This is a genomic window from Streptomyces sp. Ru62 (assembly GCF_002920615.1).
Classification (GTDB): Bacteria; Actinomycetota; Actinomycetes; order Streptomycetales; family Streptomycetaceae; genus Streptomyces.
This window is the reverse complement of record NZ_PQSU01000001.1, coordinates 496,291-518,128: the sequence shown is the minus strand read 5'-3', so window position 1 is coordinate 518,128 and position 21,838 is coordinate 496,291. Positions and strand designations below refer to the sequence as shown.

Below are 21,838 nucleotides of genomic sequence, written 5' to 3'. Positions count from 1 at the left end.
TTTCCAGGTTCCCGCTCTCGCGTTTCCCTTTCCGGCGGTTCCGACTTTATCAGAAGCTTTTGGCCAGTCGAACCAGCCGCTCATTTCTGAGTAATCAGGGGGTGCTTCCCGGAATGTCACTCAGGACTTCTGAGGAAGCTCATAGATTCTATCGGTTGCTACCGAGCCTGTCCAGCTCCGGGCAACTGTTTGAATCTACCTCCCCACTCCCTCCGTGTCAACGGCTCTTGCGGGGCGAAGAGGAGATTAGCAGCTCACAGGGGTCGAGTGCACATCCGCCCGGCCGTCAGGCGGCCGTGGGGACCGAGGCACTGCGGTCCATCGCTTCGAGGTCCCCCGTCTCACCTGCGCGTGCGGCACGTCCGCCCAGTACGTAGACGTAGGCAAGGAACGCCAGCTCAGCGGCGACACCGATGCCGATGCGGGCCCAGGTGGGCAGGCCGGAGGGGGTGACGAAGCCTTCGATGGCCCCGGAGACGAACAGGACAAGGGCCAGGCCGATCGCCATGCCGACGGCGGCCCGTCCCTCTTCCGCGAGCGCCGCGCGCCGGGTGCGCGGGCCGGGGTCGATGACGGTCCAGCCGAGGCGCAGTCCCGTACCGGCGGCGACGAAGACCGCGGTCAGTTCCAGCAGGCCGTGCGGGAGGACCAGGCCGAGGAAGGTGTCGAGGCGGCCGGCCGAGGACATGAGCCCGAAGCCGACGCCCAGGTTGAGCATGTTCTGGAAGAGGATCCAGAGGACGGGCAGCCCGAGGAAGACACCCAGGACCAGGCACATCGCCGCCGCTTGGGCGTTGTTCGTCCACACCTGGGCCGCGAAGGCGGCTGCCGGATGGCTGGAGTAGTAGGTCTCGTACTCACCGCCGGGCCGGGTCAGCTCGCGCAGCTGGCTGGGTGCCGCGATGGACGACTGCACCTCGGGATGGGTGCCGATCCACCAGCCCAGGAGGATGGCGATGGCGGTGGAGACCAGCGCTGTGGGCACCCACCAGTGACGGGTGCGGTAGACGGCTGCCGGGAAACCCTGGCCGAGGAAGCGCGTGACGTCACGCCATGAGGCGCGGCGGGTGCCGGCGACGGTGCTGCGCGCGCGTGCCACGAGCTGGCTGAGCCGCCCGGTCAGCTGCGGGTCCGGAGCGCTCGACTGGATGAGGGACAGGTGGGTGGCGGTGCGCTGGTAGAGGGCGACGAGTTCGTCTGCTTCGGCGCCCGTGAGCCGGCGTCGGCGGCCGAGCAGTGCATCGAGCCGGTCCCATTCGGCTCGGTGTACGGAGACGAAAACGTCCAGGTCCATCGGGTCTGCCTGCTCCTCGGCTGGTCGTCCACGGCTCGTCGTTGGCGCTCGTGCTTGCTGTCAGCTTGTCGTACTGCGGCGCGATGCGTCCTCAGCTTGGCAGACTTGCGGGTCAGGGGGCAGACCAGGGAAGGGCGGCGGGCGTGAGTGAGCTGGTGACGGGCGAGGCGGTGGCGCTCGAACTGCGGCCCGCGAAGCTGCCGAGCAGGGCGCTGGCCGTGTTGTTGGACCTGGTCGTGGCGGTGGTCGCGTACATCGTCGTCATGCTGGTGCTGGCCGTGTCGACGGCTTCGCTGGACGAGGCCGCGCAGCTGGCACTGTCGATCGCGGCGTTTCTGCTGGTGCTGGTCGGCGGGCCGATAGCCGTCGAGACGCTCAGTCACGGCCGTTCGCTCGGGAAGCTGGCGTTCGGGCTCCGCGTGGTGCGGGACGACGGTGGGCCGATCCGCTTCCGGCACGCGCTGGTACGGGGCGCGATCGGGGTGGTGGAGATCCTGATGACGTTCGGGGTGGTGGCCTGCATCGCCTCGCTGGTCTCGGCGCGGGGGCGGCGGCTCGGGGACGTTTTCGCGGGCACCCTGGTCGTGCGGGAACGGATACCCGCCGGGCGGACCGGATTCGTTCCGCCTCCTCCGCCGTGGCTCGCGGGACGGTTCGCCGAGCTGGACCTGTCGGCGGTCCCGGACGGGTTGTGGCTCGCCGTCCGGCAGTACCTGACCCGGATGCAGCAGCTTGATCCGCAGGTCTCGACGGGCATGGCGCAGCGGCTGGCGGCCGACCTCGCGGAGCGGACCGGGACGCCGGTGCCACGGGATCTGCCTCCGGCCGCTTTCCTGGCGGCCGTGGTGCACGAGCGGCAGTCCCGTGAAGCCCGGCTGGCGTTCGGGAGGGGCGGCGGTGTGCCGTTCGGCGGCTTTACTCCGCCGATGGCAGCGCCCGGAGCACAGCCGGTGGCGCGGTCGGCAGCATCGCCGACGGGAGACGGAGCCGCACCGCAGCCGCCGCAGGCCCCTTTCGCTCCCCCGTCGGCGCCACCGCGGGAGGAGCCGCGGGCCGACCGGCCGGCCACGGGGTTCGCGCCGCCGGCGTAGCACGGAGCCGTAGGCACCGGGTTCGGGGTACGGGTTCAGTCGAATCGCGACGGCGGTGACTGGAGGTCTTCCAGCTCGATCCCGGGTGCGGCGAGGACGACGTCGCCGGCGATGTGGACGGTGTGCCGCTCCCCCGTGTCCAGGGCTGTGACCTGGTATTCGTCCACGGTCAGAGGGCCGTTGTCAGTGGCGTGTGCTTCGCTGTTCACCAGAGCCCAGGACTGGTCCACGGTGCGGGGGGCGAGGACGGGGTCGGTGAAGGCCACGAGGCGTACGCGGGTCGCGGCGGACGAGGGGGTGAGGCGCAGGAGCCGGGCGGTGGCGATGAGGAATGCGGGGGACGTGCCGGTGAAGGCGTGGGCGCGCACATTGCCTTCGGTGGCTTGGGTGCCGGTGGGGTCGGTGCGGACCCAGGTGACGCCGTCGAGGGCGGCGCCGCGTACCTGCCAGTCACCCGCGTGGAGTTCGAGGCGGATGGGGCGGCCGAGGTCGTCCAGGGCGAGGTCCACCGAGCCGCGGTGGTCACCGGCGGGTCCGGTCAGCCGGGAGACGTAGCGCCAGCCGGACGGGCCGGGGGCGCACTGGAAGTGTTCGTCCGCGAGGGGGGTGTGATCGTGCGGATCATGGAGCGAATAACGGCCGCGGGGCATGGGGGTCCTGGGTCTTGACGGGCTGATCCGGCCGGCAGGCATCGGTCCGGAAGCGGTACGGCGAGGGGTCCGGGAAACTCCTGGCTCCCGGAGGCTCCGGGTCTTGGAAGCCTTGGGTCAGGGCGCCAGGGGGCAGGCCCTCAGGAGCCAAAGGGGCAGGCCCCCGGCACGGAGGTGCGGGGGCCTGCCTCGGAGGACCTGCTGCCGGGGAGGGTGCGTCGGTGCACCGGCGCACTCCCCCGGCGGGCCGGACTACGGAATCACCGGATCAGTAGCGGTAGTGGTCCGGCTTGTACGGTCCGTCGACCTCCACGCCGATGTACGCGGCCTGCTCCGGGCGCAGCTTGGTGAGCTTGACGCCGAGCGCGTCCAGGTGGAGGCGGGCGACCTTCTCGTCGAGGTGCTTGGGCAGCACGTAGACGCCGATCGGGTACGCGTCGGGCTTGGTGAACAGCTCGATCTGGGCCAGGGTCTGGTCCGCGAAGGAGTTGGACATCACGAACGACGGGTGGCCGGTGGCGTTGCCCAGGTTCAGCAGGCGGCCCTCGGACAGCACGATGATCTTCTTGCCGTCGGGGAAGGTCCAGGTGTGGACCTGCGGCTTGACCTCGTCCTTGACGATACCGGGGATCTTGGCGAGGCCGGCCATGTCGATCTCGTTGTCGAAGTGGCCGATGTTGCCGACGATGGCCTGGTGCTTCATCTTGGCCATGTCCGAGGCCATGATGATGTCCTTGTTGCCGGTCGTGGTGATGAAGATGTCGGCCTTGTCGATGACCTCGTCGAGGGTCGTGACCTGGTAGCCGTCCATCGCGGCCTGCAGGGCGCAGATCGGGTCGATCTCGGTGACGATCACGCGGGCGCCCTGGCCGCGCAGGGACTCGGCGCAGCCCTTGCCCACGTCGCCGTAGCCGCAGACGACGGCGGTCTTGCCGCCGATCAGGACGTCGGTGGCGCGGTTGATGCCGTCGACCAGGGAGTGGCGGCAGCCGTACTTGTTGTCGAACTTCGACTTGGTGACGGCGTCGTTGACGTTGATCGCCGGGAAGAGGAGGTCGCCGTCGCGCTGCATCTCGTACAGGCGGTGGACACCGGTGGTGGTCTCCTCGGTGACGCCGCGGATCTCCGAGGCGAGCTGGGTCCACTTCTGGGGGTTCTCGCCCAGGGTGCGGTGCAGCAGCTGGAGGATGACGCGGTGCTCGTCGGACTCGGCGGTCTCCAGGGCGGGGACCTCACCGGCCTTCTCGTACTCGACGCCCTTGTGGACGAGGAGGGTGGCGTCACCGCCGTCGTCCAGGATCATGTTCGGACCGCCCGTGGGGCTGTCCGGCCAGGTCAGCGCCTGCTCGGTGCACCACCAGTACTCCTCCAGGGTCTCGCCCTTCCAGGCGAAGACCGGGACGCCCTGCGGGTTGTCCGGCGTGCCGTTCGGGCCGACGGCGATGGCGGCGGCGGCGTGGTCCTGGGTGGAGAAGATGTTGCAGGAGGCCCAGCGGACCTGGGCGCCGAGGGCGACCAGCGTCTCGATGAGCACGGCGGTCTGCACGGTCATGTGCAGCGAGCCGGTGACGCGGGCGCCGGCGAGCGGCTGGGCCTCGGCGTACTCCTTGCGGATCGCCATCAGGCCGGGCATTTCGTGCTCGGCGAGGGTGATCTCCTTGCGGCCGAACTCGGCCAGCGAGAGGTCGGCGACCTTGAAGTCCTGCCGGTTCTCGACAGTCGTCATTACGAGCTGCTCCTCGGGGTTGGGGCGAGGTGGGTACGGCTGGTCTGCGCGGCGGCGGACACAGGGGTGCCCGAGAAGAGGACACAGGCATGCCCGCGTACGCGCAGCGCAGTCCGTCGGAGGCCCTCTCTCCCTCGGTCGGTCCGCGTGGGACCGCCCGACCGCCATCAGCAGCGACGTCTGGCTCCGTCCCAAGCTACACCGGACGGCCCGGTCGGCCCCAGTCCGCCTGAGCATTCGACGGGCGACGAGGGAGGGTGCGTCGAGCGGTCACGGCGAGCCGAGGGCACGGAGCGTTCACGGAGGGCCGCTATTCTCCGCGCCGCGGACGGGCCGCGTAGAGGGGACGGGACATGGCGGGCAGAGGGCGGGGCCTGGGGATCGCGGCGCTGGTGGTGGGGCTGCTGGGGGTGGTGCTGGCCGGGGGTGCCTTCGTGTACGGGCGCGGCGCGTACGGCACGGGCACGCAGCCGAGCCAGAGCATGGAGCCGACGTACCGGCGGGGTGACCGGATCATCTGGGAGCGGGTGGACGGGAGTGAGGCGCGGCGCGGTGACGTCGTGGTGTTCTCGTTGCCGGGGCGCTACCGGTCCGAGGGTGTCTTCATGCAGCGGGTGATCGGCGTGGGCGGTGACCGTGTGGCGTGCTGCACGACCGTGGGCTCCGAGGAGCGGGTCACCGTGAACGGCAAGCCGGTCAAGGAGCCGTACGTCTACGAGGGGGACGCCGACGGTGTGCACCGGCCGTACGACGTGAAGGTGCCGCAGGGCCGGCTGTTCCTGATGGGTGACCACCGGTCCGACTCGATGGACTCCCGCTTCTTCGCCGCCGGTCACGGCGGGACCGTTCCGGTGGACGCCGTGCGGGGGCGGGTGACGAAGGACCGTACGGGACCGGCTCTGCTGGGTACGGCCCTGCTCGTGGGCGGTCTGCTGGTGCTCATCGGTGCCGGGCTGGGGATCGCCGCCGTGGTGGTGCGGCGGCGGAAGGCGCCGACGGTGCCGCCGGCGCCCTGGCCCATGCAGCCGGCTCAGGGCTGAGGGCCGTACCGCACGGCTTCGTCAGTGACCCGCGGGGTGCGGGGTGGGGCCGCCCGGGGTCGCCTTCGGGTCCGGGCCCTCGGCGGCCTCGGCCTCGCTGTAGATGTCCGGTTCCAGATAGATGACGCGGGCGATGGGGACGGCGGCGCGGATGCGGGCCTCTGCGGCGTTGATGGCGCCGGCGACCTCGGTGGCCGTGTCGTCGTGCTGGACGGCGATCTTGGCGGCGATCAGCAGCTCCTCCGGGCCGAGGTGGAGGGTGCGCATGTGGATGATGCGGGTGACGGTGTCGCCGTCGACGATCGCGGCCTCGATCTTCTTTATGTCTTCGAGACCGGCGGCCTCGCCGAGCAGCAGCGACTTGGTCTCGGCGGCCAGGACGAGGGCGATCAGGACGAGCAGGACACCGATGCAGAGGGTGCCGATGCCGTCCCAGACACCGTCGCCGGTGAGCAGGGAGAGGCCGACGCCGCCGAGGGCGAGGACCAGACCGATCAGCGCGCCGAAGTCCTCCAGGAGGACGACGGGCAGCTCGGGTGCCTTGGCGCGGCGGATGAACTCCTTCCAGGAGAGCGTGCCGCGCAGGCCGTTGGACTCCTTGATGGCCGTGCGGAAGGAGAAGCCCTCGGCGATGATCGCGAAGACGAGGACGCCGACCGGCCAGTACCAGTGCTCCAGGTCGTGCGGGTGGCGGACCTTCTCGTAGCCCTCGTAGATGGCGAACATGCCGCCGATGGAGAAGAGGACGATCGAGACGAGGAAGGCGTAGATGAACCGCTCGCGGCCGTAGCCGAAGGGGTGCTGCGGGCTGGCCTGGCGCTGTGCCTTCTTGCCGCCGACGAGCAGCAGGAACTGGTTGCCGGAGTCGGCGAGCGAGTGGACGCCCTCGGCGAGCATCGAGGAGGAGCCGCTGAACGCGAACGCCACGAACTTCGATGCCGCGATGGCGAGATTGGCGCCGAGTGCCGCCACGATCGCCTTGGTACCGCCTGACGCGCTCATGTGTTCGCGTTGTCCCTTCGCCTCTGTCGTCCTGGTGCGTCCGTCCGGACGAGTGCCCGGCTTTGCCCGGCCTTTGCCGGTGGGCCATTCTTGCAGTCCGGCCGGGCACTGGTGCGTCAGGTATCCACAACCCCGGTCATATGATCCACAGGCTGACCACAGCCTGGGTCACACGATCACGGTGGCGCGGAAGACCGTGCCCGCGCCGTTGATCTCCGCCCGCTCGCCGGCCGGGACGAAGACCGACTGACCGGGACGCAGTTCGTGCTCGCCCGCCCGGACGGTGCCGGCCGTGCAGAGAAGGATCTGCGGGGTGTCCCGGGTGAGGTCGTGGGCGGCGCCGCCCTCGGGGAGGACGTACCGGGAGAGCCGGAACTCGTCGATCGGGGTCTCGTAGACCTCCTCGCCCTCCGGGGATGCCTCCGGGCGCAGCACGCCCGGGTCGCTGGGCTCGAAGCGGACGATGCGCAGGAGTTCGGGGACGTCGACGTGCTTGGGGGTCAGGCCGCAGCGCAGGACGTTGTCGGAGTTGGCCATGATCTCGACGCCGAGGCCGTTGAGATAGGCGTGCGGGATGCCGGCGCCGAGGAACAGGGCCTCGCCGGGCTGGAGCCGGACGTGGTTGAGCAGCATGGCCGCGATGACGCCGGGGTCGCCCGGGTAGTGGTGGGCGATGTCGGCGTAGGGGGCGTAGGCGCCGCCGAGGCGGGTGCAGGCGGCGGTGGCCTCGGCGACCGTGTGGGCCATCTCCTCCGGGTCGGCGCTGAGGACCGCGGTGAGGACCTCGCGCAGGGCCGCTTCCTCGGGGTGTGCGTGCAGCAGGTCGACGTACGGCTTGAGGGAGTCGACGCCGAGCCCGTCGAGCAGGTCGGCGGCCCGGACGGGGTCACGGAAACCGCACAGGCCGTCGAACTCGGTGAGGGCGCAGATCAGTTCGGGCTTGTGGTTGGCGTCCTTGTAGTTGCGGTAGGGGGCGTCGACCGGGATGCCGCGCCGCTCCTCGTCGGCGTATCCCTCCTTGGCCTGCTTCAGGTCGGGGTGCACCTGGAGGGAGAGGGGTGCGCCGGCGGCGAGGATCTTGAGCAGGAACGGCAGGTGGGGGCCGAACTTCGCGACCGCGCGGGCGCCGAGTTCCCGCTCCGGGTCGGCATCGATGACCTCGACGAGGGTGCCGCGCGCGGTGCGTGACGGCGCGCCCGGGTGCGCGCCCATCCACATCTCCGCCTGGGGTTCTCCGGTCGGCTCGACGCCGAGGAGGTGCGGTATGGCGGTGGGAGAACCCCAGGCGTAGGGGCGGATGGTGTTGTCGAGGCGATCCATGTGTCTTCTCTGTCTCCGTACGTACGCTGCTCGGCCGCGCCGGCGACTGTGCCGGTCGCGGTGCCGGGGGCGGGCTCGGTTCGTCCGGCCCGGAGCAGGATCAGGCCCCGGAGGCGAGCGCCAGGTAAACGGCGGCGAAATCCGTGACGGCGATCAGTTCCGCGAGGGTCTCCAGTTCGCCGCCCTCCTCCGGTTCGAGTTCGCTGATCGCCGTGTCGTGGCTGAGGGCCACGTCCCGGGCGGCGGGGGCGGCGGTGAGGCCGCTGATCGGGCGGTCGCGGAGCAGCACCACGCGCGCGTGCAGCGCGGGTGGCTCCTCGACGCGGTCGCGGAAGAAGTCCTCCGGGTCGGCGTTGGCGGCGAGCGGGCCGGCCAGCAGGGCGCCGTGCGCGGCGAGTGCCTCGGGCAGTTCGGCGACCAGGGCGGGGCGGCCGGCGAGTTCGGCGAGCGCGGCGGCGAAGCGGCGGCCCGCGGGACCGGCCGAGATGCCCTCCGTCCACACCAGGGGGAGCGCGTCGGCGAGTTCGGCGGCGAGGGTCTTCGCCGGGTTGCTGTACGTCGCGATGGCGGGGCCGCAGCGCTCCGCGATGCGGTCGAGGCGGTCGGCGACCTTCTCCAGGGCGTCCGGCGGGGCGGTGATCAGGCCGATCCTGTCCAGGAGTGCGAGCAGCGGGGTCAGCAGTGCCCAGAAGACGCCGGGGGAGGACGCGGCGAGCGGTTCCTCCTGGTCGTAGGGCGCCGTCGCCATCGGTACGAACAGGCCGTGCGCGCCGGCGACCGCTTCGGCGAGCGGGGTGCGGGGCGGGGCCACGGCGACGACCGAGCAGCCACGGCGGTAGGCCTGGTCGGCGAGGAGGGACAAGCTCGGTTCCGTGCCGTCCGGGGTGGCGATCAGCAGCAGGTCCACGGAGCCGGCCCAGCCCGGGAGTTCCCAGCGCAGGGCACCCGCGGCCGGGGCGACACCGGTCGGGGCGAGCCGGACGACGGGGCTGCCGGGGCCGGCCAGTGTGCCGAGGAGGTCGGCGGTGTGGGTGGCGGCGGCGCCGGGGCCCGCGATGAGGACCGCGCGGGGGCGGCCGTCGGGCTTGAGCTCGCCGACGCCGGCCTCGGTGGCGTGCCGGGCGGCGGTGCGGACGCGGGCGCCGGCCTCCGCCGCGCCGCGGAGCAGACCCCGGTGGTCGGCCTCGGCGAGGCCCTCCGGGGTGTCGAGCAGCGATTCGTCCAGCATGGGCGGCAGCCTCCGATCGCCGGGATCCTGGGGTGCTACGAGGTGACGGGCCTCGTCACTCGGGGCGGCGGGCCTCGTCGACCAGCAGGACCGGGATGCCGTCGCGGACCGGGTAGGCGAGGCCGCAGTCCTGGCCCGTGCAGATCAGCTCGGTGTCCTGCTCCTTCAGGGGGGCATGGCAGGCCGGGCAGGCGAGGATCTCCAGGAGGCCGGCTTCGAGCGGCATGGGCTGTCCCTTCAGAGGCCGTACGGGTGTCTGTGCATATGCCTGGTCAGCGTACCGCTCATGGGCAGACCGCTCAGCCCCTGATGATCGCCAGTGCCTCGTCGCGGATCTTCGTCATGGTGGCCTCGTCCTTCGCCTCGGCGTTCAGGCGCAGGAGCGGCTCGGTGTTGGACGGGCGGACGTTGAACCACCAGTCGGCCGCGGCGACCGTGAGGCCGTCGAGGTCGTCCAGGGTGACGCCGGCGCGGCCCTCGTACGCGGTGCGGATCGCGGCGAGGCGGGCGGACTGGTCGGCGACGGTGGAGTTGATCTCGCCGGAGCCGGTGTAGCGGTCGTACTGGGCGACCAGGGCGGACAGCGGGCCCTCCTGGCCGCCGAGCGCGGCGAGGACGTGCAGGGCGGCCAGCATGCCCGTGTCGGCGTTCCAGAAGTCCTTGAAGTAGTAGTGGGCGGAGTGCTCGCCGCCGAAGATCGCGCCGCTGCGGGCCATCTCCGCCTTGATGAAGGAGTGGCCGACGCGGGTGCGGACGGGGGTGCCGCCGTTCTCCTTCACCACCTCCGGGACGGTGCGGGACGTGATCAGGTTGTGGATGACCGTGCCCTTGCCGCCGTTGCGGGCCAGTTCGCGGGCGGCGACCAGCGCGGTGATCGCGGACGGGGAGACCGGGTCGCCGTGCTCGTCCACGACGAAGCAGCGGTCGGCGTCGCCGTCGAAGGCGATGCCGAGGTCGGCGCCCTCCACCGGGACCCGCTTCTGGAGGTCCACGAGGTTGGCCGGGTCGAGCGGGTTGGCCTCGTGGTTGGGGAAGGTGCCGTCCAGTTCGAAGTACATCGGGACGAGGGTCAGGGGCAGGCCGGCGAAGACCGGGGGGACCGTGTGGCCGCCCATGCCGTTGCCGGCGTCGACCACGACCTTCAGGGGGCGGATGGAGGTGAGGTCGACCAGGGAGCGGAGGTGCGCCGCGTAATCCTCCAACGTCTCGCGTGCGGAGAGGGTTCCCGGCCGGTCCACGGGGTCCGGGGTGCCCTCCGCCAGCCAGCGCTCGACCAGTTCGCGGATCTGCGTGAGCCCCGTGTCCTGGCCGACGGGGGCGGCGCCCGCGCGGCACAGCTTGATGCCGTTGTACTGGGCCGGGTTGTGCGAGGCCGTGAACATCGCGCCCGGCAGGTTCAGCGCGCCGGAGGCGTAGTACAGCTGGTCCGTGGAGCACAGGCCGATCTCGGTGACGTCGACACCGCGGTCCGCCGCGCCGCGTGCGAAGGCGCGGGAGAGGCCGGGGGACGAGGGCCGCATGTCGTGGCCGACGACGACGGCCGCCGCTCCCGTCACCTCCGCGAAGGCGGCGCCGAAGAGTCCGGCCAGTGCCTCGTCCCACTGGTCCGGGACCACTCCGCGCACGTCGTACGCCTTCACGATCTGCGACAGATCAGCAGTCACGGCCAACCCTCCTGAAGTCCTATGGGTGCCCACAAACTACCCGCCGGGAGCGAGGGCGCCCGCGCGGACACCGGCCGGACGCCCGGTGGACCCCCTTCCGTAACGCCCGCGCGGGCCGGACCGTCACGCGGGGCGGGGGTGGCGTGGGGTGGCGTTCAGCCGTGGCGCGCGGTGGGGCCGCAGACGCGCGGTGGGGCCGTAGACGTCGTGCCGGCCGGTTGTCGCGCTCAGTTGTCCGGGGAGCGCAGGACCCTCAGGTGGCCGCGGCGGGCGACCTCCATGGGGTCGGCGGCGCGCGATCCGCCGCCGCCCGCCTCGGCCGCGCGCTCCTGCGGGCGGGCCGCCTCGCGCACGGCGTTGGCAAGCGCTTCCAGGTCGTCTCCGCTGGGCCGCGCGGGCGCGGAGGCGTCCAGGAGTCGTACGACCTCCCAGCCGCGCGGGGCGGTGAGGCGCTCGGAGTGCTCGGCGCACAGGTCGTAGCAGTGGGGTTCGGCGTAGGTGGCGAGCGGGCCGAGGACCGCGGTCGAGTCGGCGTAGACGTACGTCAGCGTCGCGACGGCGGGTCGGCCGCAGGCGGTGCGCGAACAGCGACGTACAGGGCTCACGACGTTGGACGGTACCGCACTCTTGAGCGGGCCGCGACGACTCTCCACCAGGTCACTCCCCCGTGTCGGGCTGTGAAACGCCCCACACACCCCTTCGAGCGGACTTCGTTGACCTGCATGGACGCATGTCCGGTGGGTGCCGGGCGGCACCGGGTCCGGTCAGGAGCCGGTACAAACACCGTCAATTGTCTTGAGTTCGGCGGTCTCGGAGAGTTACGGAAACGAGCCAGACCTTGGCTGAAATGGTCATCCTGTGACATGCGGGGGCATGGGCCGGTTGCCGCGCGGAGCCGGACGCGCGGAGGGCGCGGGGACTACCCTTCACCAGTGATGGACAACCGTGTACCGCCCCGTACCGCCGGCCCCGGGCCCCGTCGCCGTGATCGCCACGGGCGGGGCATGCGAGGGCCGATCGCACCGCCGCAGGTGCCGCTGGCGGCCAGCCGTGCCGAGGTGTTCGCGGACCTGGTGCAGGACTCCGTGGAACGTCTTGAGCGGCGGTGGCCGCAGCTGGCCGACATCGACTTCCTGGTGCTGGAGGTGCCCCGGCTGGAGGGGTCCGGGGATCAGGTGGCGTGGGCGGACGACGCCGTTCCGCTCGGTGGGGTCATCCCGGCGCGGGACGGGCGGCGGGCTCGGGTGGTCGTGTACCGGCGGCCGGTGGAGATCCGCACCAAGGGGCGGGACGAGCGGGCCGCGCTGGTGCATGAGGTGGTCGTGGAGCAGGTGGCCGAGCTGCTGGGGCTGACGCCGGAGACCGTGGACCCCCGGTACGGGGAGGACTAGGGCGCCTTCGTCGGTGCCCGGTGCCGGTGCCGGCCGGCGGGGGCGGGTTCGCCCTGAGGCGATCAGCCGCCCCGGCCCCTCACTTCTGCAGGATCGACAGGTCCTGTTCCGTTCTCGGGACCGACACCATGCCGTGGTCGTCCGGGAGGGTCTGGACCGTGAAGGCGGGGACGCCCCCCTCGGTGGCCGCGAGGGTGCGGGAGGCGTAGACGGGGGCGCCGGAGACGGGCTCGACCGTGAGGGCGTACGTGCCCTTGAGGCCCGCCGGGACGGGGACGTCGACGTTCTGGGTCGTGCCGGACTTGATCGTGTACGTCTTGGTCACCGGGGACCCGCCCTCGCTGCCCGCCGACGCCGTCACCTTGACCGTGGCCGTGCCGGTGGGGGCCGTCAGGGCGAGCGTCGTGCCCTTGGCGCTGTTGTCGGCCGAGGTCGCGCGCGTGCCGACGGCGGCCGTGGCCGGGATGAACGCCGTCTCCTTCTTGTCGCCCTTGCCGCGCACCACCTGGAGCGCCGCGACGACCGGGACGGTCTGGTCGGTGGGGGTGAGGACCAGCGAGCCGGCCTCGCCACGGGTGACGTCGCCGAGATCGACCGCCGTGGACATGCCGGACTTGACGTGCAGGGTCTCGTTGCCCGCCGGGGTGATCAGGCCGTCGGGCGAAGCCAGGCGGATCTTCAGGTCGGCGTCGTCGTCGCCGGGGGTGAAGGCGATCAGGCGGACGTCGGTGGCGTCCTTCGGGATGCCGGGCAGGACCTGGCTGCCGGCCGGGTCGGTGGCGGCGGCCAGCCAGTCGCCGCCCGCCTTGTCGTCCAGGGCCTGCACGGCCGCGCCGACCCGGCCGCTGCGCACGCTGACGTGCACGGTCAGGTCGGCCTGGCGCTCGTCGGTGAGGGTGGAGAGCAGGATCGGCTCGCTCGCGTGCGGCTTCACGGTGAGGTTCTCGCCCAGCGGGGACTTGATCGCGCCGTCCTTGCCGTACAGCTCGATGTCGACCACGGCGGCGGAGTCGTCGGGGTTGGTCAGGTGGACGTAATCGGTGCGGCCGGTGGCCGTGCTGGCGCCCGGGAACCAGAACTCGGTGTCCGCACCGGTGCAGTTGACGCCCAGCAGGCCCCGCCCGGTGCCTGCGGCGACCTCGGTGGTCTCCTGGACGGTCCAGCCGGGCGCGAACCCGCCGTCCGCGGTGCCGACGAGCGCGGGCGCCTCGGCGCCGGAGGTCTCGCCGGTGGCCGGCGTGCCCGGTGCCTTCGGGGTGAGGACCGGCTCGTCGGCCTTCTTCCCGGTGCCCTTGCCGCCCTTGCCCTTCCCGCTGCCGTCCGTTCCGTCGGCCGACTGCCCTCCGGCCGCCTGGAGTTGGGCCTTGCCTCCGCCGCCGGCGCCCTTGGTGACCGGCGTGAACGACGTGTACGCCGTGTCGGCGATGTCCGACATGCTCGGCGCCGGGCACAGCAGGCTGGTGCGCTCCACGGGCAGCCGGGCAGCCGCCTGGGGGGCGGCGGCGCCGGACGCGGACGGCGGGTCGAACGCGGCGAACGCGGTGACGGCGGCCAGCGCGGCCGTGCCGGCGATCAGGGACAGGGTGGTGCGGTTCACTGCTGGCTCCCGTCGGGGCGCTGGCTGCCGGTGCCGTGGGGGTGCGGGGCCGGGTCGTAGCCCTGCTGGGTGTCGTAACCCTGCTGGGCTGGGTCGTAATCCTGCTGGGCGGCGTCGTACGCCGGGTCGTAGCCCTGCTGGTAGGCCGCGGGGTCGTACGGCATCTGGTCGGGCGTGTCGCTGTAGGCGTAAGGGTCGTACGGGGCCGTCTGGTAGGGGTCGGGCTGCTGGTACGGCTGCTGGTCGTAGCCGGCCGCGGTCCGGTACGGGTCCGCGCCGTAGTCGGTGTACTCGGCGTGCTCGACGTGCTCGGCGTTCCCGTAGGTGGCCGGGGCGCTCCCCCAGTCCCCGGTCCCCTCGGCCGGGGGAACCCCCACGTCGTACGCCTGCTGGTGCGGTACGGCGGCCGGGGGCTGCTCGGGTTGCGGAGGCGTGCCGGGCCCCTCCTCTGCAGCGGCCTCCTCCGCCTGGGCGCGCAGGCGGCGGGCGCGGCGGCCCTCGCCGGCGGTGGCCTGGACGGGCAGGGGCTGCTCCTCGGGAAGGTCGTCGTCGACGTCGCGGCGGCGGCCGGGTAGGGCGAGGACGACCAGGACGACGGCGAGCGCGCCCTGGGCCAGGAGCCAGGCCGTGTGCGTGACCGGAGCGTCGTAGGTGACGTCCAGCCTGCCGCCGTTGGAGGGGAGTTGGAAGCCCTGGGCCCAGCCGTCGACGGTGGTCCGGGTGAGCGGCTTGCCGTCGAGGGTGGCCGTCCAGCCGTCGGCGGCGCTGTCGGCGAGGCGCAGGACGCGGCTGCCGGAGCCGGCGGGGATCGTCGTGTGGATCTCCACCGGTCCCGCGGTGACCGGCTGGGCCTTGCCCGACCCGGAGGCGGGCACGATGGCCGCGCGGCCGACCTCCTGGTCGACGCGCCACAGGGCGCTGCCGTTCTGCTGGCTGAGCCGGGTCAGGCCGGGGGTGGCGTCGAGGACGCGGGTGATGTCGCGGGGGGCGCCCTTGTGGACGAGGACGTACCGCACGGCGAAACCGCCGAGTTCGTCGGCCTGGTCGGCGCCGGAGCCGGCGACGAGGTTGGCGACGGTCTTGTCCAGGCGGGCGTTGCCGCCGTCGGCGGCGGTGAGTTCGGCGTCGCCCATGCGGGCGCCGGAGCCGCGGACCAGGGTGTAGCGCACGCGCGCGGTGGAGTCGCTGTCGAGGATCAGGGTGCGGGCCTGGTCGCCGCCGCTGGAGTCCTCGGCGACGAACGCGGGCACCTGGGCCGGGTCGCGACGCTCCAGCGGGCCGTCGGCGCCGCGGATCATCCAGCCCGCGGCGACGAGCAGCGGACCGGCGGCCGAGGCGAAGGCGATCAGGGCGGCGACCGGCTGGCGCCAGCCGAAGCTCTGCTCGGCCACACGCGCGCGGGCGCCGTCGGCGCCGAGGGCGGCGGCGGCCAGCAGGGCGATGCCGTAGACGAGGGTGGCCGGTCCGGCCCAGGCGGACTTGTTGGACAGGACCGCGAAGACGAGGCCGGTCAGGGCGACGGCCCAGGCGGTGCGGACGCCGAGCTGCCGCTCGGAGCGCAGCAGGGCGGCGAGCGCGGCGAGCACGATGCCGATGAGCATCAGGCCGTGCACGGTGCCGGGGCCGCCGGGCGCGGCGCCGAGCAGGTCTAGCGCGGAGGCGGCCGAGGGGCCGTACTCCAGGCCGGCCTCCTGGAAGAAGCCGGTCGGCAGGAGGGTCAGCGACCAGGGCGCGAGGAGCAGCAGCGGGGTGCCGATCTGGGCGAGGAAGCGCAGGCCGTGGGCGACGGGGTCGCGGCGGCGCAGCACCAGTACGCCGAGGCCGAGCAGCAGGGCGATGGGCCAGACGATCGGGGTGAAGGCGGTGGTGATGGTCAGCAGCAGCGCGTACGCCCAGGTGGCGCGCCAGCTTCCGCGCGCGCCGGTGCGGTTCGCCAGGCCGCTCGCGGCGATGCCCGCGCGGGCGATGAGCGGCAGCAGCACGGCGAGGACGGCGGTGCCGATGCGGCCGCCGGCGAGGGCCCCGGTGGTGGCGGGCAGGAAGGCGTAGGCGATGGCCGCCCAGGCGCGCAGCAGCCGGGAGGTGACCAGGGGCCGGGAGGCGAAGTAGGCGGTGAGTCCGGCGAGCGGCACCGAGCAGACGAGCAGGACGGTGACGGCGAGTCCGGTGGAGCCGAACAGGATCGAGGCGAGGGTGGCGACGATCGCCAGATACGGGGGCGCGGACGGGCTGCCGCCGGCCCCGACCGGGTGCCAGGCGTCCAGGTAGCGGGACCACAGGTCGCCGGCGCCGGCCGGGGCGGGCAGCAGGGCGCCGCCGGCCAGCGCGCCGCCGGCGAGCAGGGCACGGCAGGCGGCGAGGGAGATGAGCAGCAGTGCGAGGAAGAGCACCGGGCCGGGTCTGCGGGCGATCCGCTTGAGCCGGGCGAACTGCTCGACCTCCAGGAACTCGGCGTCGTCGCCGCCGGGCCCGGACTCCACCGCGCCACCGTGCCGGCCGGCCGAGGCGGTGTCACTGTCGCTGCCGCCGGAGAAGTTGCCCGCGATCTGCTCCACGGTGGCCCGGATGGTCGCGCCGGGCGGCGGGAACAGCTGGCGCAGCTCGTCCTTGTCGATCTGGGCGGAGCCGCGGCGGCGCCGCGCGGCGATGATCCGCTCGGGTCGCAGCAGTGTGCTCAGCAGGCCGCGGATCTCGTCGACGGCCTGCCCGGGGACCTTGCCGACGAGGTAGGCGAGGGTGCGCAGGACGGTGCCGAGGACCAGCCGCAGCAGGACCCAGGGCAGCGCGGCGGTACGGGTGTTGGCGAGCAGGGTGTAGACGGCGCCCGCCTTGTCGACCTTGTGCGGGGAAGCGGTGGTGCGGCCCGCGCAGTCGACCGTGCGGCGCTCGCGGGAGGCTGCCTCGGCGTGCCGGACGACGGCGTCGGGGGCTACCAGGACGCGGTGGCCGGCCGTGTGGGCGCGCCAGCACAGGTCGACGTCGTCGCGCATGAGGGGCAGTCGGCGGTCGAAGCCGCCGAGCTGTTCGAAGACGTCGCGGCGGATGAGCATGCCGGCGGTGGAGACGGACAGCACGGTGCGGACGTGGTCGTGCTGGCCCTGGTCCTGCTCGCGGCGGTCCAGTCCGGTCCAGCGGCGGCCGGAGTTGGCGATGGAGACGCCGACCTCCAGCAGTTGGCGGCGGTCGTACCAGCCGCGCAGCTTGGGGCCGACCACCGCGACATCGGTGCGGCCGAGTTCGAGTTCGTTCTCGACGACCCGCAGCAGCTGGGCGAGGGCGTCGGGTTCGGGGGCGCAGTCGTCGTGCAGCAGCCACAGCCACTGGACGGGCTCGCCGTGCGGCAGTTCGGGCAGGTCGTAGGCGTCGTCGCGCCAGGTGCGCGTGACGGGGTCCCAGCCGCTGGGGCGTTTGAGGTACGGCAGGTCCTCCGGGGTGAGGAGGGGCGCGGTGCGGCTCGCCTCCTCGACGGCCTGGCCGAAGCCGGTACGGCGGGCCAGGTGCAGCACGTTGGCGTCGCCGAGGGCGTCGGTGAGCAGCCGGGCGGAGTCGTCCGCGCTGCCGGTGTCGGCGGCCACCGCGTACTGCACGGGGCGCTCCTGGCCGAGCAGCCCGGCGAGCGCGTCGGGCAGCCAGCGGGCGCCGTCGTGGGAGACGAGGACCGCGGTCACCACATGACGCGGGAACTCGGGCGGGCGGGCTGGGTCGAACGCTGCTGTGGCGGTGCCGCTTCGGGCCGCCGTATGGCTGTGCACGGACATCGAGGTACGGGCCCCGGTTCGATGGACTGCGGTGGACGCCTGTGTGCCTCCCCGTGCGTCGAGCGGATCGAGTGCGTCGAGGGGACAGCGGGGCGTCTCGGACGAGCGACCACACTATCGGCTGGCCATGACGACGGCCCGCCGCCTGTGGATAACCCACTGGCGACGGGCCGTTCGCGACGTTGGTGGCCGGCCGTACGGTCACACGGCGGCCTTCTTCAGACGGCGGCGTTCCCGCTCGGACAGGCCGCCCCAGATGCCGAAGCGCTCGTCGTTGGCGAGGGCGTATTCGAGGCACTCGGAGCGGACCTCGCAGGCGAGGCAGACCTTCTTGGCCTCTCTGGTGGAGCCGCCCTTCTCGGGGAAGAAGGACTCGGGGTCGGTCTGGGCGCACAGCGCGCGCTCCTGCCAGCCGAGTTCCTCGTCCGCGTCGTCGACCAGCAGTTGCTGCACCAGCTCGGTCATGTGCGCCCCTCGTCTGTCTTTCGCGTCCCCGTGCGTAGCCGTTACCGATTTCGGCTGAACGACACGAGTGAAATTACAAGTGTGCTGCTCCGGGCGAGTCAAGCCGAGATCTGCTATTGGGTCCGTTATTCACTCTGCGGAACCAAGGCCGTGCGGAAAGTGTTCAAATCGCCATAAACCTTGACACGCAGCAGGACCCCCGGGGCGGTCACGACCCCGTACAGATCTCTGTACGGAGAAAGACGCCTCCGCGTTCGATCCCGTTCCGCGAGGCTCAAGCGCTCGGATGTGCCCCATGTGTCCCGACCCCCCGGTGAGCAAACCTTTCACCTTTCAGATGAACCGGATGAGGTGAACCATGTCCCACATACCGGGCGTCGAGTTGACAGTGCGGGTGTGAACCGATGTCCTAGTGGGCATGCTCGCGAACTTGGCACCCACCTCGACCCGCACCGCCGGGTCCCTCGGTGCCGCCCGCGCGCGCTGTAGCTGTTGTTGCTGTTCCAGCTGTTGAGCCAAGCCGCTCCGGCTGTCCCCGAGCCCATCCCGGCCCGGCCGCGTCCCAGCGCTCCGTGATCCCTCATCCAGGGCACCCCGCCCGCCCGTGACCCGGGCGGACCGTACGCGTCACCCAGCACCACACCCCGGCTCCAGCCCCCCCACTCTTCACCGAGGACCACCGAACCCCGATGAACAGCGACAACGACCTCCAGATCGCCGGCGACATCCTCGAAGTCCCGCACCTGCTCCAGCCGCCGCGCGAGCACCCGGCCACCGTCGCCGAGTTCGCGGGGCTCGCTCGCTCGATCGCCGCCGACCGCGCCCAGTGGGCGCACCTCGTCCGCTACGACGCCACCACCCGCTGGTACCACCGGCTGCGCACCGGCCCCGGCTACGAGGTGTGGCTGCTGTCGTGGGTCCCCGGGCAGGGCAGCGGGCGGCACGACCACGGGCGCTCGTCCGGTGTCCTCACGGTCCTGGAGGGCACCCTCACCGAACGCACCGAGCGAGGCACGCACACGCTGGCGCCGGGCGCGCAGCGGGTGTTCGCGCCTGGCTACGTCCACGAGGTCGTCAACGACGCGCTGGAACCGGCGGTCAGCCTGCACGTGTACCACCCCGGCCTGACCGAGATGCCCATGCACACCTCCCCCCACTGCGAGGCGCACGGCGAGGCGCACGGCGGGGCGCGTCCGGTGACGGCCTGACGCGTTGTCGGACCCGCCTGCAAGACTGGTCGCATGCGCATTGTGGTTCTGGCAGGCGGCATCGGCGGTGCCCGTTTCCTGCGCGGTCTGAAGCGGGCCGTGCCGGACGCGGACGTCACGGTCATCGGCAACACCGGCGACGACATCCATCTCTTCGGGCTCAAGGTCTGTCCGGACCTCGACACGGTGATGTACACGCTGGGCGGCGGCATCAACGAGGAGCAGGGCTGGGGGCGGACGGACGAGACCTTCCACCTCAAGGAGGAGCTGGCGGCCTACGGCGTCGGCCCGGACTGGTTCGGGCTCGGCGACCGGGACTTCGCCACGCACATCGTGCGGACGCAGATGCTGAGCGCCGGCTATCCGCTGAGCGCGGTCACCGAGGCGCTGTGCGACCGCTGGAAGCCGGGCGTGCGGCTGATCCCGATGACCGACGACCGCGTCGAGACGCATGTGGCCGTCGAGCTGGACGGGGAGCGCAAGGCGATCCACTTCCAGGAGTACTGGGTGCGGCTGCGGGCCTCCGTCCCGGCCGAGGCGGTCGTCCCGGTCGGCGCCGAGCAGGCCAAGCCGGCCCCGGGCGTGCTGGAGGCCATCGCCGGGGCGGACGTGATCCTCTTCCCGCCGTCCAACCCGGTCGTGTCCATCGGCACGATCCTCGCCGTGCCCGGCATCCGCGAGGCCATCGCCGAGGCGGGCGTGCCCGTGGTCGGCCTGTCCCCGATCGTCGGGGACGCGCCCGTGCGCGGCATGGCCGACAAGGTGCTGGCCGCCGTCGGCGTGGAGTCCACGGCCGCCGCGGTCGCCGAGCACTACGGCTCCGGGCTGCTGGACGGCTGGCTGGTCGACACCGTCGACGCCGGCGTGGTCGAGCGGATCGAGGCGGACGGCATCCGCTGCCGGGCCGTACCGCTGATGATGACCGACGTGGACGCGGCGGCGCAGATGGCACGGGAGGCGCTGGCGCTGGCCGAGGAGGTGCGGGGGGCGTGAGCGACACGGCGTCCGCCGGGGCCGGGCGGCCCGGGTACCGCGTCTGGGCCCTGCCCGGCATCCCCGAGGTGCAGCCGGGCGACGACCTGGCCAAGCTGATCGCCGCGACCGAGCCGGGACTGGCCGACGGCGATGTGCTGATCGTCACCTCCAAGATCGTCTCCAAGGCCGAGGGCCGGGTCGTCCGGGCGGCCGACCGGGAGGCCGCGATCGACGCCGAGACGGTCCGGGTCGTGGCCCGGCGCGGCCCGCTGCGCATCGTGGAGAACCGGCAGGGCCTGGTCATGGCCGCCGCCGGGGTCGACGCCTCCAACACTCCCGCCGGGACCGTGCTGCTGCTGCCCGAGGACCCGGACGCGTCCGCGCGTGCGATCCGGGCCGGCCTGCGCGCCGCCCTCGGCGTCGACGTCGGCGTCGTCGTCAGTGACACGTTCGGGCGGCCCTGGCGCGCGGGGCTCACCGATGTCGCGATCGGCGCCGCCGGGGTGCGCGTGCTGGACGACCTGCGCGGGGGCACGGACGTGTACGGCAACCCGCTCAGCGCGACCGTCGTCGCCACGGCGGACGAGCTGGCCGCCGCCGGTGACCTGGTCAAGGGCAAGGCGGCGGGCCTGCCGGTGGCCGTGGTGCGCGGGCTGCCGCACACCGTGGCCGACGAGCACGAGGAGGGGGCCCGGGCCCTGGTGCGCAGCGCGCGGGACGACATGTTCCGGCTCGGCACCTCCGAGGCCGTGCGGGAGGCCGTGACCCAGCGCCGCACCGTGCGGGCGTTCACCGACGAGCCGGTGGACCCCGGCGCGGTCCGGCGCGCGGTGGCCGCCGCCGTCACCGCGCCCGCCCCGCACCACACCACGCCGTGGCGGTTCGTGCTGCTGGAGTCGCAGGAGTCGCGGGTACGGCTGCTCGACGCGATGCGGGACGCCTGGATCGAGGACCTGCGCCGGGACGGCAAGAGCGAGGAGTCCATCGCGAAGCGGATCCGGCGCGGTGACGTGCTGCGCAACGCGCCGTACCTGGTCGTGCCGTGCCTCGTCATGGACGGCTCGCACACCTACGGCGACGCCCGGCGGGACGGTGCCGAGCGGGAGATGTTCGTCGTCGCGATGGGCGCGGGCGTACAGAACCTGCTGGTCGCGCTGGCCGGGGAGCGGCTGGGCTCGGCGTGGGTGTCGTCCACGATGTTCTGCCGGGACGTGGTGCGCGAGGTGCTCGGGCTGCCGGCGGACTGGGACCCGATGGGCGCGGTGGCGGTCGGTCACCCGGCTCAGGAGCCGAGACCGCGGCCGGAGCGGGACGCGGGGGCGTTCGTGGAGGTGCGGTGAGTCCGGCGCGGCTCGGTCCCACCTCGTTCTGCCTCGTTCCGCCTCCAGGCGGCCCCGTGGGCGCGTCGACCGCCTAGTCTCGTAGACGG

At 72.7% G+C, this 21,838-nt stretch carries 18 protein-coding genes; 6 read left to right on the top strand and 12 right to left on the bottom strand.

Annotation, left to right across the window (positions count from 1 at the left end; translation table 11 throughout):
- Positions 1-286: 286 nt before the first annotated feature.
- A complete protein-coding gene (locus C3492_RS02455; protein ID WP_103810010.1) occupies positions 287-1,294 on the bottom strand; it encodes a stage II sporulation protein M in 1,008 nt (335 codons plus the stop codon).
- 143 nt (positions 1,295-1,437) lie between these two features.
- Here C3492_RS02455 and C3492_RS02450 point away from each other — a divergent pair, with 143 nt between their 5' ends.
- Positions 1,438-2,385, top strand: a complete 948-nt coding sequence (locus C3492_RS02450; protein WP_181140149.1) for an RDD family protein — start codon at positions 1,438-1,440, stop codon at positions 2,383-2,385.
- Positions 2,386-2,420: 35 nt separating this feature from the next.
- Here C3492_RS02450 and C3492_RS02445 read toward each other — a convergent pair whose 3' ends face one another.
- Positions 2,421-3,035 (bottom strand): hypothetical protein, encoded by a 615-nt coding sequence (locus C3492_RS02445; RefSeq protein WP_103810009.1) that lies wholly within the window; start codon positions 3,033-3,035, stop codon positions 2,421-2,423.
- A gap of 268 nt (positions 3,036-3,303) precedes the next feature.
- The gene (ahcY, locus tag C3492_RS02440) at positions 3,304-4,761 is read right to left on the bottom strand and encodes an adenosylhomocysteinase (RefSeq protein WP_103810008.1); all 1,458 of its coding nucleotides are present in this window, start codon (positions 4,759-4,761) and stop codon (positions 3,304-3,306) included.
- 482 nt (positions 4,762-5,243) lie between these two features.
- On the opposite strand from ahcY, the gene lepB reads away from it, so the two are divergent.
- The gene (lepB, locus tag C3492_RS02430) at positions 5,244-5,801 is read left to right on the top strand and encodes a signal peptidase I (protein WP_103810007.1); all 558 of its coding nucleotides are present in this window, start codon (positions 5,244-5,246) and stop codon (positions 5,799-5,801) included.
- A gap of 21 nt (positions 5,802-5,822) precedes the next feature.
- On the opposite strand, the gene C3492_RS02425 is transcribed toward lepB, so the two are convergent.
- From C3492_RS02425 to C3492_RS02400, 6 genes are all read right to left on the bottom strand, one after another.
- Complete coding sequence (locus tag C3492_RS02425) at positions 5,823-6,803, bottom strand: cation diffusion facilitator family transporter (protein ID WP_103810006.1); 981 nt, start codon at positions 6,801-6,803, stop codon at positions 5,823-5,825.
- Positions 6,804-6,971: 168 nt separating this feature from the next.
- Positions 6,972-8,123 carry a mannose-6-phosphate isomerase, class I gene (gene manA, locus C3492_RS02420; RefSeq protein ID WP_103810005.1) on the bottom strand — a complete coding sequence of 384 codons (1,152 nt, stop codon included), beginning with the start codon at positions 8,121-8,123 and terminating at the stop codon, positions 6,972-6,974.
- A gap of 100 nt (positions 8,124-8,223) precedes the next feature.
- A complete protein-coding gene (locus C3492_RS02415) occupies positions 8,224-9,351 on the bottom strand; it encodes an SIS domain-containing protein (protein WP_103810004.1) in 1,128 nt (375 codons plus the stop codon).
- Positions 9,352-9,406: 55 nt separating this feature from the next.
- Positions 9,407-9,577: a Trm112 family protein gene (locus tag C3492_RS02410; protein ID WP_014673093.1), complete on the bottom strand. Its 171-nt coding sequence runs from the start codon at positions 9,575-9,577 to the stop codon at positions 9,407-9,409.
- Between the two features lie 73 nt (positions 9,578-9,650).
- Positions 9,651-11,015 carry a phosphomannomutase/phosphoglucomutase gene (locus C3492_RS02405; protein WP_103810003.1) on the bottom strand — a complete coding sequence of 455 codons (1,365 nt, stop codon included), beginning with the start codon at positions 11,013-11,015 and terminating at the stop codon, positions 9,651-9,653.
- A gap of 227 nt (positions 11,016-11,242) precedes the next feature.
- The gene (locus C3492_RS02400; RefSeq protein WP_014673095.1) at positions 11,243-11,668 is read right to left on the bottom strand and encodes a DUF3499 domain-containing protein; all 426 of its coding nucleotides are present in this window, start codon (positions 11,666-11,668) and stop codon (positions 11,243-11,245) included.
- Between the two features lie 351 nt (positions 11,669-12,019).
- On the opposite strand from C3492_RS02400, the gene C3492_RS02395 reads away from it, so the two are divergent.
- Positions 12,020-12,406 (top strand): metallopeptidase family protein, encoded by a 387-nt coding sequence (locus C3492_RS02395; protein ID WP_103810002.1) that lies wholly within the window; start codon positions 12,020-12,022, stop codon positions 12,404-12,406.
- Positions 12,407-12,485: 79 nt separating this feature from the next.
- Here C3492_RS02395 and C3492_RS02390 read toward each other — a convergent pair whose 3' ends face one another.
- The 3 genes from C3492_RS02390 to C3492_RS02380 all read right to left on the bottom strand — a co-directional run bounded on the left by C3492_RS02390 (position 12,486) and on the right by C3492_RS02380 (position 18,226).
- Entirely contained in the window at positions 12,486-14,003 is a 1,518-nt protein-coding gene (locus C3492_RS02390; protein ID WP_103810001.1) for a DUF5719 family protein, read from the bottom strand.
- On the bottom strand, positions 14,000-17,761 hold the full coding sequence (locus C3492_RS02385) for a glycosyltransferase family 2 protein (RefSeq protein WP_103810000.1): 3,762 nt from the start codon (positions 17,759-17,761) through the stop codon (positions 14,000-14,002). The genes C3492_RS02390 and C3492_RS02385 overlap by 4 nt, the downstream gene beginning before the upstream one ends.
- Positions 17,762-17,962: 201 nt before the next feature.
- Positions 17,963-18,226: a WhiB family transcriptional regulator gene (locus C3492_RS02380; RefSeq protein ID WP_003975777.1), complete on the bottom strand. Its 264-nt coding sequence runs from the start codon at positions 18,224-18,226 to the stop codon at positions 17,963-17,965.
- 689 nt (positions 18,227-18,915) lie between these two features.
- Here C3492_RS02380 and C3492_RS02370 point away from each other — a divergent pair.
- Genes C3492_RS02370 through C3492_RS02360 form a run of 3 tightly spaced genes read left to right on the top strand, consistent with a single transcriptional unit; the run spans position 18,916 to position 21,749 of the window.
- The gene (locus C3492_RS02370; RefSeq protein WP_103809999.1) at positions 18,916-19,434 is read left to right on the top strand and encodes a cysteine dioxygenase family protein; all 519 of its coding nucleotides are present in this window, start codon (positions 18,916-18,918) and stop codon (positions 19,432-19,434) included.
- Positions 19,435-19,467: 33 nt separating this feature from the next.
- Complete coding sequence (gene cofD, locus C3492_RS02365; RefSeq protein WP_103809998.1) at positions 19,468-20,427, top strand: 2-phospho-L-lactate transferase; 960 nt, start codon at positions 19,468-19,470, stop codon at positions 20,425-20,427.
- Positions 20,424-21,749: a coenzyme F420-0:L-glutamate ligase gene (locus C3492_RS02360; RefSeq protein WP_103809997.1), complete on the top strand. Its 1,326-nt coding sequence runs from the start codon at positions 20,424-20,426 to the stop codon at positions 21,747-21,749. Before cofD ends, C3492_RS02360 begins: the two co-directional genes overlap by 4 nt.
- Positions 21,750-21,838 lie beyond the last annotated feature (89 nt).